Origin of the sequence: Peptoniphilus sp. HMSC075B08 (assembly GCF_001815405.1) — a bacterium.
GTDB lineage: Bacteria > Bacillota > Clostridia > Tissierellales > Peptoniphilaceae > Peptoniphilus_A > Peptoniphilus_A harei.
Window position 1 is genome coordinate 41428 of the sequence record NZ_KV820448.1, and the last position, 19478, is coordinate 60905.

Genomic DNA, 19478 nt, shown 5'->3' on the forward strand with positions numbered 1-19478 from the left:
ATGAAAAAATTTACAAAATTTATTTCACACAGACCTAAGTTTGTACTCTTAGTCATGACCTTACTTTTGATCCCCTCATTTATTGGCTACAAGCTGACTGGAGTAAACTATGACATCTTATCCTATTTGCCTCAAGACTTAAAGTCAACCCAAGGTCAAAAAATCTTGGATGAAGACTTTAAAAATGCGGCCACAGGTATGTTAATTTTAGAGGGAAGCGACCATGATGCAGAGGTCTTGCGAGAGAAAATACTTGAGATAGACGGGGTTGAAGATGTAATTTCAAAATCTTCTACTGTAGGAGATATGATTCCCAGCGAATTTTTGCCAGATGAGGTAAAAGATATTTTTTATGCTGATGGATCCACTCTTATGATAGTAAAGTTTAGTGAATCATCATCTTCCTTGACCACAATGTCAGCTATAGATGAAATTAGAAAGATTGAGTCAAATCAAAAATACCTAAGTGGGATTTCTTCACTTGTTAAGGATACTAAGGACTTAATTGACAAGGAAACACCAATTTATGTTGGACTTGCAGTGGCTCTTGGACTAATAATTTTGTCCTTAACAAATGAATCAACTATAGTTCCATTTGTATTCATGCTCACAATAGGTTATGCAGTCTTGTATAACTTTGGGACAAATTTATTCTTGGGAGAGATTTCTTACATTACCAAGGCCATAGCAGCTGTTTTGCAGCTTGCTGTTACCATGGATTATTCAATCTTTCTCTATCATAGGTATGTTGAAGAAAAACAATATTATGATACAAAATATGATGCTATGGATGTTGCAATCCAAGAGACAATTTCATCTCTTTTTGCATCATCACTTACTACTTTTGCAGGATTTATTGTCCTAATAGCAATGAGATTGGGCTTAGGTAAGGATATTGGTTTAGTAATGAGTAAAGGGGTCCTAATAGGCCTAATCTCAACTGTAACAGTCCTTCCAGCAATGCTTCTCATGGTTGAAAATTTAGTAAATAAATACAACCACAAGGTTATGCTGCCAAGTTTTGATAAATTATCAGACTTTAACATTAGGCACAAGAAAACTCTTTTCTTTGTTGCTATAGGATTATTTATTCCAGCAATTTATGGATCATTGAACACAAAGCTCTACTACAACTTAGACAGGTCCTTGCCTCAAGACCTAGATTCTATAGTGGCCCTCAACAAGATGAAGAAGGACTACAACATGGCAAGTACCCATTTTATAGTGGTAAAAGATGATTTATCAAATTCTAATCTAGAAGGTTTAATCAGTGATCTAAAGGGAATTGAAGGTATAAACTCTGTTCTAAGTATAAGCTCAGTAACAGGGGTCACTGTTCCTAGCGAATTCTTGCCAGACAAACTTCAAGATAACTTTAGCAAGAATGGTTACCAAATGATCATGGCAAACTCTGAGTTTCAAACAGCATCACCTGAAGTGAAAAGACAAGTTGCACAAATGAAAGAAGTAATAAATGAACATGACGAGGAAGGTTACCTAACTGGTGAAGCGGTTTTAACGGATGACTTAACAGTAATATCTGACAGGGACTTTAAAATAGTAAATATTATTTCTATTTCAGTAGTATTTTTAATTATTGCCCTTGTATTAAAGTCTATTGGCTTTCCAATAGTTTTAATTGGAGCAATTGAACTTGCCATACAAATAAACATGGGAATTCCTTTTTACTTCAACCACACAATACCATTTATTACTTCAATAATAATTGGTGTTATTCAGCTTGGATCAACTATAGATTATTCAATACTTTTGACAGATAGGTTTTTAGCAGAATACAAAAAGTCCAAGGACGTAGATGGATCTTTAAAAATTGCTGTTAAAGAAACTTCAAAATCAATTGTAACCTCAGCCCTATCCTTTATGGCGGCAACAATTGGTGTAGGTATATATTCTAAGATGGAAATTGTGTCAACAATTTGTACTTTTTTAGCAAGGGGTGCCATTATAAGTATGCTTGTAATCATACTTTTACTACCTGCTATTATTTCAATTAGTTTTCCTTTCATTAAGAAGACTACAAAAAACTTAGATTAAATTATTAAAAGGAGAGAAAAATGAATAAAAATTTTCAAAAGGGAGTTATTTCCCTTGTCCTATCTTCTATGATATTAACTAATACTGCCTTTGCAGCATCAGAAATTATAAATAAAAGTGAAACAGTTTATGTCCTAAAGAAGGATGATAAAATTACAGATAAGACTGTTTCAGTTTGGCTAAACTCTGAAGATAATATTAAGGGAAAGGACAAGTCAAACTTAAAAAATGTAAAGAACTTAAAGACAGATGAAATGATAAAAAATGATTCAGGATATATTTATTGGGACGAAGATGTTAAGGACATCTACTACCAAGGTAAGAGTGAAAAAGACCTTCCAATAGATGTAAAGATCGATTACTATCTTGACGGAGAAAAAATCGAAAACTCTGATTTAAAGGGTAAGTCTGGTCACTTAAAAGTTGTCCTATCAGCAGAAAATAAAAACTATGCTATAAAGAGAATTGCTGGCAAAAAGCAAAGAGTATATGCACCCTATACCCTAATGGCAGCTATGGCCTTTCCACAAGAAGTAGCTTCTAATATTGAAACAGATGATGCAAAAGTGGCAAAAGATGGAAAAAATGAAATGGTGACAACAATTTTAACACCAGGCCTAAGAGAAAACTTTGAAACTATTCTAGAAGAAAGGCAAATGGAAGACTTCAAGAGCCAGGCAACAATAGAAATGGACGTTAAGGACTACAAACCTGTTGAAGCATATATTGTTATTTCCAATGAACTATTCCAAAACGAAGCTGACCTAGATACTATTGACAAGTTAAGAGATGGAATTAAGGAACTAGAAGATAATTCAAAAAAATTGGTAGATGCTTCTTCAAAATTATCTGATGCCCAAGGCGAATTAAATGACGGTATCTCAGAAATGGGAGATGGATCTGTTAAATTAAAGGACGGTTCCAAGGAACTTTATGAAAAGTCTGGAGAGTTTGAAGACAAAATTGATGAAGTTATTGATAAGGTTGAACCGATTCCAGGTGCAGCACAAGAAATGTATGAAGGTGGAAGCAAATTAACTTCTGGTATCACTGACTACACTTCTGCAGTTGGCAAGATGAATGAAAAAACTGGAGAAATGAAAGATGGGGCAAGAAAGCTTCACGATGGTTCAGTGGAACTTGACAATGGAATTGGAAAATTAAAAGACGCAACAACACAACTTAGAGAAGGTTCAAGCAAGCTTAGCAAGATTGATGAGATGAAGGAAGAAGCCTTAAAGAAACTATCTGAATTAAAAGCTGGGATAGAAAAACTATCAGCTGGTGCAGACAAGGTTGATGCTGGTGCAAGTAAGGCACTTGAAAGCTCAAAGGAGCTTGCAGCAGGTCAAGATAAGTTTAATAGCAACTTCCAACAATTAAATGATAAGGTTCAAGGAATGGAAGTTCCAAAACTTCCTGATCTTGGAAATATAAATGTTGAGGGAGACCTTCAAAAGATTGGTGCATCTGCTCAATCAGTAGGTGCTTCAGCAAGAGACATTGGACAAGCAATTCAAATGTTAAAAGAAGCAAATGTTGACAATAATCCACAAATTAACCAAGCTATTGCTGTTTTAGGAGATTGTCTTGGAGATTTAAGTAAAGATGCACAAACGATTGGTGGATCAGCCCAAAATGTGGGAGCACAACTTCAAGCTTTAAAGGGTTTAAGTGGAATGGCAGGGCAACTACAAGGACTAGAACAATTAAAAGGAGGCATGAATCAACTTGCTGTAGCATCAGAAAAATTAAATGCAGGTACAAGTCAGCTTCCTGGAGGACTTGAACAACTACAAGCAGGAACATCAGAACTTGCAAGTGGAGCAAGACAAATTGATGGAGAACTTGGAAAGGCAATGACTGAAGCAGCTTCAAAACTTGATACATCACAACTTATGAAACTTTCTGACTCACTTGTTAAACTTGATGATGCAACTACAAAATTAAAAGACGGTTCATCAAAACTAAGAGAAGGAACAGAGCAAAGTGAAGAAGGTATAAATAAATTTACAGATGCAATCACAGAACTTGATTCCAACTCTGGCAAGTTAAATGACGGTGCAAGCGACTTAACAAGTGGTCTTTTAGAATTTAGAGACAAATCTAAGGACTTCAAAGAATTCCCAAGACTTAAGACAGAAGGGATTGTGCCAATGAGAGATGGAATTAAAAAACTTGACGATGGTATCATTGACTTAAGTGCTGGTGCTTTTAAACTAAAAGATGGAAGCAACCTAATTGACGATAACATGAGAATCTTCGCAGAAAAGCTTCAAGAATTTAAACAAAAGGGAATTGACGAGCTTGACAGAAAGACAGAAGAACTTCCAGAATTTAAAGAAACTGTAGACGCCATGTTAGAACTTTCAAAAGGCGACAACTCCTTCACAGGAACTAATGAAGGCTTTGATACAAAATACAGAATTATTGAAAAAATAAAATAAGAGTGAACTTTTATTTTAAATGGGTAAGTAATTTATAAGGACATTTAAAATAGGAGGTTATTATGGAAGTTAAGAAAGGTAGAAACTGTTATTATATAGGTGAAAACGAAAATAATTACAAGGGAATCTTGACTTATGAAGATAAGGGCGATGTAATTGATGCTCAACACACTATTGTGAAGCCAGAATTTGGTGGACAAGGACTAGCAGGTGAACTTGTAAAACAACTTGTAGAAGATGCAAGAAAAGAAAATAAAAAGATTTTAGGAACTTGTTCTTACGTAGAAAAGAAACTTGAATCAAGTGACTATGATGATGTAAGAGCATAAAAAAAGAAGATGGGGCGACCCATCTTCTTTTAATGCAAAAAATTATTATCTTTTAATAAAATTTTATTTAAAATATAACTTCATATCGCCATCTTGAATTAGGCCTTTCCTGTAGAGGACTTCGTAGATGACAAAAGTAACGAGACCAGGCAAAATTATATGCATAAGTAAAATTATTCCCAAAAGTTTCATAAAAGGAACATCTGGCATGGCAGTAAAGGTTGAAATTTGTCCAACAAGTCCACTAGTTCCCATACCTGAACCAAGGGGAGTGTTCTCTAGCTTAAATACCATTGTAGACACTGGTCCTAGGATTGCTGATGAAAGTATTGGCGGGATGATTATAAGAGGTTTTCTCACAATATTTGGCATTTGTAACATTGAAGTTCCAAGTCCTTGGGCCACAAGTCCTTCCACCTTGTTGTCACGATAAGACATAACTGCAAATCCAACCATTTGACAACAACAACCAATAGTTGCAGCCCCACCAGCAAGGGATGAAAGTGAAAGCATCATTGATAGGGCAGCAGATGAAATTGGAAGGGTCAAGACAATACCCACAACAACTGATACAATTATTCCCATAAAGAAGGGTGCCTTATTTGTTGCATTAATAATAATTGCTCCCAAGAGATTCATGAAGTTGCCAATATAAGGCCCAACAAAATTTGCAACGAAAACTCCAGTTAAAACTGTAATGGCAGGAGTGACTATAATATCTATTTTTGTTCTCCTGCTGACAAGCTTACCGAACTCAACAGCCACTATAGTTGCAATATAAACACCCATGGGACCTCCAAGGTCGTTGCCAGCAATTCCAACAACAGTTGCCGCATAGACAACAAGACTTGGTGCACCCATAGCTGTGGCAATGGCAACTGCAATAGCAGGTCCCGTTGCCTTTTGAGCAAGAGGCCAAAGGACATCAGTCAAAAACAAAATATTAAAGGACTTGCCAATAGTATTTAAGATTGTACCAACTAGAAGGGTTGCAAAAAGACCAAAGGCCATGGCACCAAGGGCATCTATAAAATATAATTTTGCCTTTCTATTTATAAAGCTAGAGAAAGATTTTTCCTTATTACTCATCATATTCTCCTTACAATATTATCAAGCTTGTACTTTGGAACAACATAGTTTTCATCATCGTCTAGGTAATATGATTGGTCCTCTTCTAAATCAATTTCTTTTATGGAAGACTCAAGCTTTGGATAGCCAAAAGCCACAACAAGACTACAAGTATATCTATCGTCATAAGATAAGATTTCACGCATCTTATCATCAACAATGCTTCCGATAATGCAAGATCCAATGCCTCTTTCTGCAGCAGCAAGAGTCAAATTAGAAATCACAAGTCCTTGGTCAACTCCATCGAATTTTAATTTCTTTTCCTTGTCACTTAAGATGGCAATAAAATAAACAGGTCTTTCACCTTCCTTAGGCCTGCCAGCACCATTGGGAAGGGAAGCAGCCCATTTTGTGTTATCAAAAATCTCTAAGACTTTTTCTTTGCTTTCAACAGAGATAAATCTTAAGAATTGTCTGTTGTTTGCACAAGAAGCAAACTTAATAGAAGATAAAATTCCATCAATATCTTCTTTAGTAAGCTCTCTTTCTTCATCAAACTTTCTGTAAGATCTTCTCCACTCTAATAATTTTTCTAAATTCATAATTCCTCCATTTGCAATAAATATCTTCTTGTTAATTTTATATTTTACAACAAAAAAAGAATTTATCAATTAAAGGATTAAATAGATGATAAAAAATTTAAAATAGGGTATAAATAATTCAGTAGGAAAACGAAGGATTTTCTAAAAAAACATTTTTAAATTTTATTAAAAATATTGTGAAAATGTTTTGACACTTTAGTAAAGTTGTTGTATACTTTAATTATTGTATACCGACTTGGTGTATCTTTTGTTTTTAACTAATAAAGTATCTAATACTTTAATTATCTTTAATCTTAAAAGGAGGAAAATATGTCAAATATGTACAAGACAACTGCTGAACATGAAGCCCTTCGTAAGGCTATCAGAGAATTTGCAGAAGCAGAAATCAAGCCATTATCTTTTGGACTTGATCAAAACAACGAATTTCCAGAAGAAATAATCAAGAAGATTGGCGAAAACGGTTGGATGGGTCTTCCATACTCAGAAGAAGAAGGTGGAGCAGGTAAGGATGTTATTTCCTATGCTATCGCTGTAGAAGAACTTTCAAGAGTAGACGCTGGTGTTGGTGTTGTATTATCAGCTCATACTTCACTAGGATCTTATCCAATCCAAGCTTTTGGTACTAAAGAACAAAAGGAAAAATATTTAAAACCTCTTGCTCAAGGTAAAAAACTTGGTGCTTTTGGACTTACTGAACCAAATGCTGGTTCTGATGCAGGTGGTACAGAAACTACTGCAGTTCTTGAAGGAGATCACTACATCCTAAATGGTAACAAGATCTTCATCACAAACGCTCCAGCTGCTGATACTTATGTAGTATACGCAGTAACTACACCAGGAATTGGTACTCACGGAATTTCTGCTTTCATAGTAGAAAAAGGATGGGATGGATTCACATTTGGAGATCACTATGACAAATTAGGTATTAGATCTTCAACTACTGCTGAACTTCAATTTAACAATGTTAAGGTTCCAAAGGAAAACTTACTTGGTAAAGAAGGTCAAGGATTTAGAATCGCAATGCAAACACTTGACGGTGGTAGAATTGGTATCGCATCACAAGCACTAGGTATTGCACAAGGCGCTTATGAAGCTGCACTTGCTTATGCAAAAGAAAGAGTTCAATTTGGTAGACCAATTGCTCAACAACAAGCAGTTGCATTCAAGATTGCAGATATGGCTACAAAAATCAGAGCTGCAAGACTTATGGTTTATTCAGCTGCTGAAATGAAACAAAATCACGAAAACTACTCAATGGAAGCTGCAATGTGTAAGACAGTTGCATCTGAAGTTGCTATGTGGGTTGTTAACGAAGCTCTTCAAATCCACGGTGGTAATGGATACCTAAAGGGCATGGACGTAGAAAGATTCTTCAGAGATGCTAAGATCACAACAATCTATGAAGGTACTTCTGAAATCCAAAGAGTTGTAGTTGCAAGTCACCTTATTGGTAAAGCTCCAAAGAAAAAAGGTAGAGCTGCTGCATTAGATAAAAAAGCTGGCCCTATCACTGGAGATAGAAAAAGAGAAATTATAAAAGCAGACACAGCTGAGGAAGCTGTTGATATACTAGTTAAAAACCTTAAGAAAGATGGATATGACTTCTCTGTAGGTATTGATATTGATACTCCTGTTTACGACGCTGAAAGAGTTGTTTCAGTAGGTAAGGGAATCGGTGGAGAAGAAAACATGGATATGGCTAGAGAGCTTGCTCACGCAGCAGGTGCAGCACTTGGTTCTTCAAGACCAGTTGCAGAAACTCTAAAACTTGTTCCACTTGAAAGATACGTTGGTATGTCAGGACAAAAATTCAATGGTAACCTATATATCGCATGTGGTATTTCAGGAGCCAGCCAACACTTAAAGGGTATTAAAAATGCATCAACAATTGTTGCAATCAACAAAAACGCAGGTGCTCCAATCTTTAAGAACTGTGACTACGGTATAGTTGGAGATATGTTCGAAATCATGCCACTTCTTGCTGAAGCATTAGGAACTGGCGAAAAAGAACCAGCACCTCCAATGAAAAAAGTTAGAAGATCTAAACCTAGAAAATTAGCGCCTAACTACAAAGTTATGGTATGTCCAGGCTGTGGATACGAATACGATCCAAATTACGGAGATCCAGAAGGCGAAATCGATCCAGGTACAGATTTTGACAAGCTACCAGACGATTGGACATGTCCAGAATGTCAAGAAGAAAAGCAAAACTTTATTGAAGCTGATTTCCCAGCAGATAGAAAATAAAGGAGGATATAATGTATACAGTTAGAAAAGTCACAGATGATCTTTACTATGTTGGTGGAAATGATCATAGACTAGAATTATTTGAAAATATATTCCCTATACCAGAAGGAGTAACATATAATTCATATTTACTAAAAGACGAAAAAAACGTACTATTTGATACAGTTGACTGGTCAATTGTAAAAGATTATTTAGAAAATATAACTGAAGTTCTTGATGGAGAAGACCTAGACTATCTAGTAATTCACCACTTAGAACCAGACCACGCTGCAGCTATTGACGAAATCATCTTAAGATATCCAGATGTAAAAGTTATAGCAAGTGAACAAGGATTTGAATTCATGCGTCAATACGGATTCCACGTACCTGACGAACAATCAATCATTGTTGCTGAAGGAGACACAATTTCCTTTGGTAAACACGAATTCGTATTCTTAGAAGCACCAATGGTTCACTGGCCAGAAGTACTTGTATCTTTTGATACAACTGACGGAGTACTATTTGCAGCTGATGCTTTCGGTACTTTCGGTACACTAGACGGAAAACTATTTGCTGATGAAGTTAACTTCGAAAGAGATTACCTTGACCCAGCAAGAAGATATTTAACAAATATCGTTGGTAAATACGGTCCATTTGTACAAGATGTTCTTAAAAAAGCAGCAACTGTAGATATTAAATATATCTGTCCACTTCACGGACCAGTTTGGAGAGAAGACCTTGGATGGTTCATCGACAAATACGACAAATGGTCAAGATACGAACCAGAAGAAGAAGGCGTAATGATTGTTTACGCATCAATGTATGGCAACACAGAACGTGCTGCACAAGCTCTTGCATCAAGACTTTGTGACAAGGGAATGACTAATGTAGTAGTTCACGACGTAAGTAACACTCACATGTCTTACCTAATTGCAGACACATTTAAATACTCTCACATTGTAATTGCATCAGTAACTTACAACCTAGGTATTTATCCTGTAATGAAAAACTTCTTAATGGATCTAGAAGCTCTTAACGTTCAAAATAGAACTGTTGGTATCATCGAAAATGGTACTTGGGCTTGTACAGTTGGCGATAAGATTGAAGAATATATTGACGAAAATCTTAAGATGTTCGACGTACTTCCAGAAAGAGTTACACTTAACTCAGCTCTTAACAAGGCTAACGAAAACGACATGGAAGCTCTTGCAGATTCTATTATCGAATCAATGGCTAAGATTAGAGAAGTTAAGGCAAAATCAGCTAGCCAAGAATAAGCTTGCGAAAAGATTTGTTTTAAAAATATACAAAGAGGCTATATCACTTGATATAGCTTCTTTTTTTGTGAAAATTTAGGACTTGTGAAATGAAAATGTCTAAAAAGATAAGAGATAGAAATATAAACGGAAAAATTTTAGAAATAAAAAATTAAGAAAAAAATAGAATAAAAATAAAAATAAAAGATTAAAGAATAAAAAATCAGCCTAGGCTGAATATTCACTTCTCCTCATAAAACTTATCCTCAAAATAAAGAGGAGAGACTTGACCCAAGTATTCAAACTGGCTGATAAAATTATTTTCTAAACTTGTAACTTTTTTAAAAACAAAATAATGGTCCCTATCATCGGCAGAATTTTTAGAATTTAGGAGAAAATAAGGGTGACCTGTGGAAATCATGTGGAGAAGAAGGTCATCAGTCAAAAAAATTAAGGGGACACTAATATTTGAAAACTTATAAAAAGTCTCTTCAAAATTTTTGTAGTTAATAGAAAAATAATCAAATTGAAGAGAATTCTTTTCTAAGTCTTTCATAATTCCTCTGCAAGAACAATTTTAATAATATCCTCAAAATTAATATTTAGAGGATTATCTCCACTTAAATAAATACTCCCATCATAAATATCATTAATCCTGCCAAGATAAGGGTCTTGTCTCAAACTAGTAAAAACCAAAACCTCAAGATTATTTACATAAACCTGACTGATCAAAAGTATAATTTCCTTATTAGACATTTGAGAAGAAAAATCTATGACATCTCCCATGTGAGATAGGGCAGAAGTGTGCTCAGATATAAAAAATCCCATCCACTTTGCCATCCCCCTGTCCATGTATTCTCTAGCAGACTTAAAGGGCAAATAAGACCTATCAACCATACAAACACCTCCAAAATTATTCCAAACCATCCATGCCACCACAGTGACCACCAATTAACTTACTCCTTTCAATAACCCTAGAACCTTTCATTAGAGAAGTGGCCCTTTGAAGAGAAGTAAACCCAAACCTGTCCCTGATTTCATCAATGGTACGGTCAAGACTTTCTTCCCTCTCAATAGCCTCCACATCATCAAAAAAATCAAAAACAGTAGAAGACTGGTCCACCAAATTGTCATAAGAAACGCCGAGATTTCTAACGTCACCGCCCTCATACTTTTCCCTAAAAAGTTTAATAACTTCATCTTGTAAGACCCTAGTGGATTGGCTGGGCCTAATAGTCCTTCTTGCATGAATGGACTTTTTATTCTCTGAGTGAGAAAAACCAACATAAATGGCAACCACAGAAGCCTTCTTTCTAATACGTCTTATCCTAACAGCCACTTGCTCAGCAATCTCTGACAAGACAATCTCGATTTCATCTTGGGACTTGTAATCACGAGGGAGGACCTGGGAGTTGCCAAGACCCTTGGACTTAGACTTGTAAGGTCTTGTGACCTTGGACTCATCAACACCATTGGCATGAAACCAAAGCTGAAGACCAATTACCCCAAAGGATTTTTTTAAGACATCAGGATCATAGTTGGCAAGATCACGGATAGTGTAAATTGACATAGCATTGAGCCTTCTCTTGAGTCTAGATCCAATCCCCCAAAAATCACTTAAATCATCAATGGCCCAGACCTTGGACTCCACATCCTCATAGGACCAGTTGGCACGCATAGTGCGAGTCTTCTTGGCCTCATTATCAAGGGCAAGCTTGGCAAGAAGGGGGTTGGCATTGCTCATACCCACAGTAGAATAAAGACCAGCTCTCTCCCAAATATCCCTCTGAATCATAGAAGAAACAAGGTCCAACTTGTCATGCCTTGAAATACTTTTGTTAGGCACAAAATAATTTAAAGAATTAGTAAGATCAATAAAACCCTCATCAATAGAATAGGGAAGGATGTCCTCTCTGGGAGCATAATTTTGGAAAATTTTTTGGATTTTTAAATTTTCTTCAATATAAAGAGCCATCCTTGGCGGGACAATAAGAGTATTTTTTGCCCACTTTTCAATAAAATCAACATAAGACTTAGTGATCTCAATATTTTGTCTCCTGGCCTTTTCAAAACTAAACTTCCTAGTTTCCACGTCAAAGGGAAGCTCACTTGACCTTCCAACATTACTATTGCCATAGACACGTTTAAAGGTAGGAGAACTTGCAAGAATGAGGCCCTTAGAATTGCTAGACCTACTCATAACACAAAGGCAAGTAGTGAGAGGGTCCAAGTTCCTCTTGACACACTCAACACTGGCATAAAAAGACTTGATGTCCACAAAAGCAATATCAGATTTAGGTTCCAAAGAATAATCAATAAAAGTCATAAGCCACCTCGAGAAAAATCAAAGTAAATAAAAATGAATTTTAAAATAAATACATATTTAAACAGTAGTTCCAATTAAGTACATTTTAGAACATTTGACCTAAAAACACAAGTTCATAAAAATTATAAAGTCCTAGAAATTTATAAGACTATAAAAGTTAATGAAGTAGTAGAAATTAATGAAGTTATAAGAAATCATAAAGTCATAAAAATTTATGAACTTGTAAAAGCTAATAATTAAAAAAATACAAATCAAAATAGATTTGTGATAGGAAACAAATAAAAATTTATTTTGATTAGGGATAGAAATTATAATTTTATTAACATTCATGTGTTAAACTAGAATTATTAACAAATATAAAAACTGGAGGAGCTAATGAAGGGCGATGGTATCCAATTATTTTCTTATCTGGAAGGACCTAGTCATAGGTATATTATTCCTGTTTATCAAAGAAGATACGATTGGAAGATTGAAAACTGCAAACAACTTTATAATGATTTATTAAGACTAAGTAGGACGAAAGAAGGCAACCACTTTTTTGGAAGTATTGTATCTGATGTTGTAGGCGCTGGTTCTACTACTGAATATCACATTATTGATGGTCAACAGAGACTAACAACTGTTACTCTTCTTCTCCTGGCTATTGCCAAGCTAGTGGAAAAGGGTGAAGTTGAATCGAAAGAAACGGACTTAAATGATCAAATAATGGAAAGGTTCATTATTTCCAAGTGGGCCAAGGAAGGTGACAGGATAAAACTTATTCCTGTAAAGAGAGACAGGAAAGCACTCCATTCTTTAATTTTTGATGAAGAGGATGAGTATATTGAAAACTCTAACTTAACTATTAATTATAAGTATTTTTATGAAAGGTTAAAGAAGGACGCTCATCACATAGATGAAATTTATTCTGCGATTTTAAGACTTCAAGTTATCTCTATTACTTTGGAAAAGGGTGATGACGCTCAACTTATTTTTGAAAGTTTAAACTCTACTGGTCTCGCTCTTAGTGAAGGTGACAAGATAAGAAACTTTATTCTGATGAATTTACCTCTAGATGAGCAAAATAAATACTTTGAAAAATATTGGATAAAGATTGAGGACTTGACTAACAAAAAAATCGATAATTTTGTTAGAAATTATTTAAGTATAAAGACTTCTTCTGCCCCAACTATGGCTAAAGTTTATTTCGAGTTTAAAGAATATGTTAATAGGCACAATGATTCTTTGGAAGAATTACTTGAAGATATGTTAAGGTACTCTAAGTTTTATAAGAAGCTACTTGATGGAGAAAGTGGTTTTAATAACAAAGACTTAGATGCATCCATGTTTAATTTAAAGAAAATGGAAATTACTGTAACAGAACCCTTCCTAATGGAAGTTTTTAGCTTATATGACGATGAAAAATTAAGTCTTGATGATTTAATTGGAATCTATAAAACAATTGAAGCTTATTTATTTAGGAGAAATATTTGTAGTGTTGGAACTAATGCTTTAAATAAAATTTTCTTGAATTTAAACAAGGATATTATAAGGTATGATGGGTCTACAGATAATTATGTAGACAAATTAAAATATAACTTAATTAATAAGAGAGATTCTGGAAGGTTCCCTAAGGATGAAGAATTTTATGAGAACTTAAACAATAAAGAAATCTACTTGATGCGTGGCAGGTTTAAAAACTATTTATTTAATAAGATTGAAAACTATAATACTATTGAGACTAAGGATATTTATAATCACCTAGATGATGGGACTTACAGCATTGAACACATTATGCCGCAAAAATTAAATGATGATTGGTTTGAAGAGTTGGGTGACAATGCTGAAGAAATTCACGAAAGATGGATTCACAAGCTGGGCAATTTAACTATTACGGGCTACAACTCCGATATGGGAAACTCTTCTTTTAAGAAAAAGCGAGATGAAAAACGTGGCTTCAAAAAGAGTGGAATTAGGATGAATCAAGACTTGGCCCTATTAGACTCTTGGGGTGAAGATGAAATAGAAAAGAGGCACAGAGACCTTCTTGATCTTTCTGTTTATGAAATCTGGAAGTATCCTAGCACAGACTTTGAATTACAAAGAGAAGATGTGGAATATATTTCTTTAGCTGATGATGATTACGACCTTAAGGGAAAGAAGATTCTAAAGATTAATTTTAGGGGAGAAGAGTCATCTTTTAAGAATTGGGTTGATGCCTTTACTTTTATAATAAAAACTCTACATGAGGAAGATAAGTCTCAATTAATTAATTTAGTTAGAGAAGAACCAAGGGATGTATTAGGGCTTAATTTCTTTACAAGTTCTAATGACTTGCGAAGTTTTGAAAAAATAGATGAGGATATTTTTGTTTCTACAAATAATGATACAAATACAAAAATTAGGATATTAAGTAAACTATTTGAATTATATGATGAAGATCCTGATAATTTAATTTTTTATTTTGAAGACTCAGATAATTTTGATAGGACTCCAGAAAATATTAAGGAAGAATATTGGTATTATGCTATTCCTATAATTAAAGAAGCGAATATTGATAATGGTACTTTTGTGAATGTCACTAGATCAAAGAGTTCATGGATCGCAGGAACTACTGGGATTAGTGGATTTTATATTTCTTGTTATTATTATATGAAATCTGCTAAAGTTTTGATGACATTAAATAAGCCTGACAAGGAAGTAAATAAGGCAGCTTTCGATTATCTATATAAAAATAAAGAAAACATTGAAAACAATTTAGGTTTAAAACTTTATTGGAATAGGTTAGATGATAACAAGATGTCAACTATTGATGTGGCAATAGAAAATATAAACTCAAGGGATAAGTCTAACTGGGAGAAAATTGCAAAATTCCACGCTGAAATGAGTGATGCTTTTTATAAGGAGTTTGTTCCAAGACTTAGAGATTTTAAAAATGAATATGACAAATAAAGGATAAAGAAACTCGGGCGTGGCTCGAGTTTTTTGTGTTATAATCTACTAAAATAAAAGCTGGAGGTGGCTTACATGAAAAAGAAATTTAACTGGAAAAAATTTTTTATTGGCCTTGGCATTGTCTGTGCTATATTTTTATTATTTTACTATTTTGCTTTTTTCGGCAATCCTATTTCTAGGCTTCTTGCAGATATCTCTGCTGATAAATATATTGAGACCCACTACAAGGATTTGGACTTAAATCGAGATGAGACTTATTATAATTTTAAGGATGGCTACTACACTGTAAGGCTTCGTAGCAAAACTAGTAGGGACACTGCATTTATGTTAGGCTTTGACTCTTTTGGAAAGCTAAAGCAAGATACTTACGATGATATTTTGTTTAACACTGAGATTAGATTATTAGACGAGCTAAGGGGATATGGGGCAGATCTTCAAGCGAAGTATAGTTTTCCTTATGATATTTCTTTAAACACAGTTGAGGATATCCCTAGAGAGGACCTAGTCCTAGATCAAGAGTTTGATTTTGATAATTTTAAGAAAGATGTAAATGCTCAGGCTTTTGGATATACTAAAAATCCAAACCTTGAAGAGGGATTAGATATTCTTTGTGATTTGCAAAAGATTATGGACAAGACGAGCTTAAATGTTACGAAATATTCTATTATTTTAATTCCAGAAGAAAATAAGAAGCCCGATGGAGAAGCTGAGTCCTGGGCAGGCTCTATTAGCGTCAGTGATGTTCCTCAAGAAGTCGTGAGAAATAAGGATATAAAAGAATTTAAAAATATTTATGAAAAGTCAATAAGTGAGACTAAAGACTAATAAAAACTCTCATTCTAGGATTTCCATTTTAGGATTTTCTAGGATGAGAGTTTCTTTTTTGCCTTTATAAGAAAATAATTTTATATTTTTTTATAGACTTCTCTCGTGAAGTCTGTTTTTATTTTTATGTCGTAAAGATTATTTACATTAATTTCTTGTGAAAGTTCAAACACATACGAATTTTTATTTAGTGAGACTTATAATTTGTTAAGTTACTTAAGAAAGGTACCATTTTCCATTAGGATAGAGGGATAAACTTCCTGTTCTTTCAGAGATTAGATTTCCATCCAAATCCATGACAAGTAATTTTTCATAGTATTTATAGTCATTGGTTATTGCATCTCCTTCTAGGCCTTCTTCAATCCATTGGTTTATATAAAGTCTATCTTTGTCGACATATAAAACTGATTGGTCTGGCTCTATTTCTATGCTAAATTTACGTGGGTAGTAGGAAATAAATCTATCGGAAGAGCTACATATATGAAATTCATATCCATCTTCTAAAGATAAATTATATAATTCCACTTCCTCTATTGGTATTTTGTGCATACTTTCTAAGCTTTGTTCTGGAAAATACTTTATTAATTCTACAAGATTTTTGTTGAAATCTACTTTTAAAAAATAGAAAAAATTATTTTTAAATTTTGAATAGGAATAGCTTACATTTTTTTCTTTTTCAAAAGGGGTATAGACTTTCTTATTTAATAAATCATAAAATCTAATGACTGCCCCTTGGTAGTAACCTGTGTCATTAATCCATTCAGGTATTTCATAAAAACATTCTGAATCTGAAAGGGAATTATAATATCTATCTTGTCCTAAGATAGGTACAAGATTTTCTCCAAGAATTTCATTAAAAACTTCTATTTCCATTTTAATTGTCTCCATTATTTATTTTGTGTATTCTCATTAATAATTAATCAAAACTATAATTTTTTATAAACTTCTCTTGTGAAGTCTGTTTTTATTTTTCCAGATTTTATATTATACAAGTCACTTGCCAAAATTTCTTTATCTAGCATCTCTTTTGTGATGCCAGTTGATAAGTCGTAAAAGGATTTAAAGGAATAAATTTTATTTTTATTTTTTGATTTTTTAAAAATTTCAATGCCTCTCTCGTCGCAAGCAAGGACTCTTGTGTAGGGATTTTTCAAAGAATTTTTTATTAAGTCTTTTTTTATGTCTAAGAGAATTTCTATGATTAATCTTTTTATCCTAGACCTGCTGTGTCTTTTTGAGTGGACTTTTTCTATGAGGTCGTGAAAATTTTCTGCATCAAGATTTTCTAGTATCCTATTCTCAAGTCCCTCTTCATAGTCAAAATAGTCCCTAAAGTTTATTTCTTCACTGACCATCTTGTACTTGAAGATGTCAAAGTAATTTTCTAATTTATTTTCTACCGATAAGTCATAGGCTGGCAAGAAGTCTGAGACATCTTCTCCTTCATAGGCCAGCCTTCTTATGTGTGATGCCGATGCAAAGCCATCAAGGGAAAAGTCATCGTCATGATTTACATTTTTCCTCTTTATTGAGCGTGCCTCTATAGATGAATTTAATTTTGCAAGACTCTTTAGGTATTCAAGGCCTAGGATGTTGTTGGGTCTTTTTAAAATTTCTTTTTCTTTATCACTCAAGAAGTCCATGGCAAGCTCACGAGACCTTATAAAGGACTTGCCTTCTGACAAGTATTTTTTCAACTTCTCTTCATCGAAGTTTTTGTCAATTTTTTCTTGGATACTTCTTAAGATTTCCACATCGTCTTCGCTGCCAAAGTAAAGTCTATCTATTATCTCCATGGAGTTTAAAATATTCACTGCTCCTAGGGAGAAAATCTCTGCATTAGATGTTGCATAGGGAAGGGGGAGCTCCAAGACAAGGCTTGCTCCATTATCAATAGCGATTCTTGCTCTTTCATATTTATTAATAATTGCAGGCTCGCCCCTTTGGACAAAGCTTCCTGACATTATGACAACAATGAAGTCTGTGTAGTCTTCTTTTATTTTATTTATTTGATAGGCGTGACCCCTGTGAAAGGGATTGTATTCGGTTATTATAGAAGCAATTTTCATATTTTAAATCTCCAATTATTGACTAATGGCTACAACTGTTATAAACTAATTATTAGTTATTATACTATATTTAATAAATTTAAAAAACTGAGGAGGAAATATGAAGATATTAGTTATTAATTGCGGATCATCTTCCCTTAAATATCAACTTATTAACATGGAAACTGAAGATGTGATGGCAAAGGGTTTAGTTGAGAGAATCGGAATTGAAGGTTCAAGAATTAAACACGAAACAATTGGTAAGGAAAAGAAAACTATAGAAACTCCAATGCAAGACCACAAGAGAGCTCTTGAACTTGTAATGGAATCCCTAACAAATGAAGAATACGGTGCAATCAAATCACTTGATGAAATTGATGCTGTAGGTCACAGAGTTGTACACGGTGGCGAAGACTTCGCTAAGTCTGTTGTTATCGACGAAAAAGTTCTAAAGGGAATTGAAGATAATGTTGAAATAGCTCCTCTTCACAACCCACCTAACATTATGGGAATCAAGGCTTGTCAAAGACTTCTTCCTGATGTTAAACAAGTTGCAGTATTTGATACAGCTTTCCACCAAACTATGCCAGAAGAAAGCTACATCTATGCACTTCCATATGAATATTACGAAAAATATAAAATTAGAAGATTTGGCTTCCACGGAACTTCTCACAAATACATCACTAATAAGGCAGCAGAAATGCTTGGTAAGGATGTAAATGAAGTTAACCTAATCACTTGTCACCTTGGTAATGGTTCAAGTATCTGTGCAGTTGAAAATGGTAAATCTATTGATACATCAATGGGCTTCACACCACTTGAAGGACTTGCAATGGGTACAAGATGTGGTGACTTAGACCCAGCTATTCTTCCGTTTATCATGGACAAAGAAAATCTTTCTACAGAAGAAATCAACACTCTAATTAACAAAAAATCAGGTGTCCTAGGAATTTCTGGTGTATCAAGTGACTTCAGAGACATTGAAGAAGCAAGAGACCAAGGAAACAAGAGAGCAAAACTTGCACTTGATATCTTTGAAAAGAGAGTTCGTGGCTATGTTGGTTCTTACATGACAGAACTTGATCACGTTGATGCTATTGTATTTACAGCAGGTGTTGGTGAAAACTCTATTGAAATGAGAGAATCAATTTGTGCTGGATTAAAATCACTAGGTATCAAACTTGATCCTGAAAGAAACAATGTAAGAGGAGAAGATAAACTTATTTCTTCTGACGATTCTGCTATCAAAGTTTTCGTTATCCCAACTAACGAAGAGCTAATGATTGCAAGAGATACAAAGGAACTTGTTTAAGTTTAATTTTCAATATAGTATTGACAGACTAAATATTAAAAGTTATAATG

At 34.1% G+C, this 19478-nt stretch carries 15 protein-coding genes; 8 read left to right on the forward strand and 7 right to left on the reverse strand.

All coding sequences use genetic code 11. The annotated features are described in order from the left end of the window. The 3 genes from HMPREF3023_RS03820 (at position 1) to HMPREF3023_RS03830 (ending at position 4831) form a co-directional block, all read left to right on the forward strand. Positions 1–2055, forward strand: coding sequence for an efflux RND transporter permease subunit (locus HMPREF3023_RS03820; RefSeq protein WP_070700910.1), 2055 nt, complete (start codon positions 1–3; stop codon positions 2053–2055). Positions 2056–2075: 20 nt separating this feature from the next. After that, positions 2076–4502 (forward strand): hypothetical protein, encoded by a 2427-nt coding sequence (locus HMPREF3023_RS03825; RefSeq protein WP_070700912.1) that lies wholly within the window; start codon positions 2076–2078, stop codon positions 4500–4502. A 62-nt stretch (positions 4503–4564) separates the two neighbouring features. After that, a complete protein-coding gene (locus tag HMPREF3023_RS03830) occupies positions 4565–4831 on the forward strand; it encodes a GNAT family N-acetyltransferase (RefSeq protein ID WP_070700914.1) in 267 nt (88 codons plus the stop codon). A 63-nt stretch (positions 4832–4894) separates the two neighbouring features. Here the strand turns inward: HMPREF3023_RS03830 and HMPREF3023_RS03835 are convergent, their stop codons facing one another. Further along, positions 4895–5920: a PTS sugar transporter subunit IIC gene (locus tag HMPREF3023_RS03835; RefSeq protein WP_070700916.1), complete on the reverse strand. Its 1026-nt coding sequence runs from the start codon at positions 5918–5920 to the stop codon at positions 4895–4897. Continuing rightward, positions 5920–6501, reverse strand: coding sequence for a nitroreductase family protein (locus HMPREF3023_RS03840; protein ID WP_070700918.1), 582 nt, complete (start codon positions 6499–6501; stop codon positions 5920–5922). The genes HMPREF3023_RS03835 and HMPREF3023_RS03840 overlap by 1 nt, the downstream gene beginning before the upstream one ends. A 309-nt stretch (positions 6502–6810) precedes the next feature. On the opposite strand from HMPREF3023_RS03840, the gene HMPREF3023_RS09205 reads away from it, so the two are divergent. Together HMPREF3023_RS09205 and HMPREF3023_RS03850 are read left to right on the forward strand one after the other, a co-directional pair. Beyond that, on the forward strand, positions 6811–8748 hold the full coding sequence (locus HMPREF3023_RS09205) for an acyl-CoA dehydrogenase family protein (protein WP_083315508.1): 1938 nt from the start codon (positions 6811–6813) through the stop codon (positions 8746–8748). Positions 8749–8759: 11 nt separating this feature from the next. Continuing rightward, a complete protein-coding gene (locus tag HMPREF3023_RS03850; protein WP_070700920.1) occupies positions 8760–10004 on the forward strand; it encodes an FprA family A-type flavoprotein in 1245 nt (414 codons plus the stop codon). Positions 10005–10224: 220 nt separating this feature from the next. Here the strand turns inward: HMPREF3023_RS03850 and HMPREF3023_RS03855 are convergent, their stop codons facing one another. Genes HMPREF3023_RS03855 through HMPREF3023_RS03865 form a run of 3 tightly spaced genes read right to left on the reverse strand, consistent with a single transcriptional unit; the run spans position 10225 to position 12309 of the window. Continuing rightward, entirely contained in the window at positions 10225–10539 is a 315-nt protein-coding gene (locus HMPREF3023_RS03855) for a DUF5960 family protein (RefSeq protein WP_070700922.1), read from the reverse strand. Next, a complete protein-coding gene (locus HMPREF3023_RS03860) occupies positions 10536–10910 on the reverse strand; it encodes a hypothetical protein (protein WP_246829180.1) in 375 nt (124 codons plus the stop codon). Before HMPREF3023_RS03860 ends, HMPREF3023_RS03855 begins: the two co-directional genes overlap by 4 nt. Further along, positions 10897–12309, reverse strand: coding sequence for a Y-family DNA polymerase (locus HMPREF3023_RS03865; RefSeq protein ID WP_070700924.1), 1413 nt, complete (start codon positions 12307–12309; stop codon positions 10897–10899). The genes HMPREF3023_RS03860 and HMPREF3023_RS03865 overlap by 14 nt, the downstream gene beginning before the upstream one ends. Positions 12310–12684: 375 nt before the next feature. Here HMPREF3023_RS03865 and HMPREF3023_RS03870 point away from each other — a divergent pair, with 375 nt between their 5' ends. Next, positions 12685–15240 carry a DUF4268 domain-containing protein gene (locus HMPREF3023_RS03870; protein WP_070700926.1) on the forward strand — a complete coding sequence of 852 codons (2556 nt, stop codon included), beginning with the start codon at positions 12685–12687 and terminating at the stop codon, positions 15238–15240. Between the two features lie 75 nt (positions 15241–15315). Further along, a complete protein-coding gene (locus tag HMPREF3023_RS03875; RefSeq protein WP_070700928.1) occupies positions 15316–16068 on the forward strand; it encodes a YfjL-like protein in 753 nt (250 codons plus the stop codon). A gap of 216 nt (positions 16069–16284) precedes the next feature. Here the strand turns inward: HMPREF3023_RS03875 and HMPREF3023_RS03880 are convergent, their stop codons facing one another. Both HMPREF3023_RS03880 and HMPREF3023_RS03885 read right to left on the reverse strand, forming a co-directional pair. After that, positions 16285–16941, reverse strand: coding sequence for a hypothetical protein (locus HMPREF3023_RS03880; protein ID WP_070700930.1), 657 nt, complete (start codon positions 16939–16941; stop codon positions 16285–16287). Positions 16942–16994: 53 nt separating this feature from the next. Next, the gene (locus HMPREF3023_RS03885) at positions 16995–18137 is read right to left on the reverse strand and encodes a nucleotidyltransferase (protein WP_070700932.1); all 1143 of its coding nucleotides are present in this window, start codon (positions 18135–18137) and stop codon (positions 16995–16997) included. A 100-nt stretch (positions 18138–18237) separates the two neighbouring features. Here HMPREF3023_RS03885 and HMPREF3023_RS03890 point away from each other — a divergent pair, with 100 nt between their 5' ends. Next, positions 18238–19428 (forward strand): acetate/propionate family kinase, encoded by a 1191-nt coding sequence (locus HMPREF3023_RS03890; RefSeq protein WP_070700934.1) that lies wholly within the window; start codon positions 18238–18240, stop codon positions 19426–19428. Positions 19429–19478 lie beyond the last annotated feature (50 nt).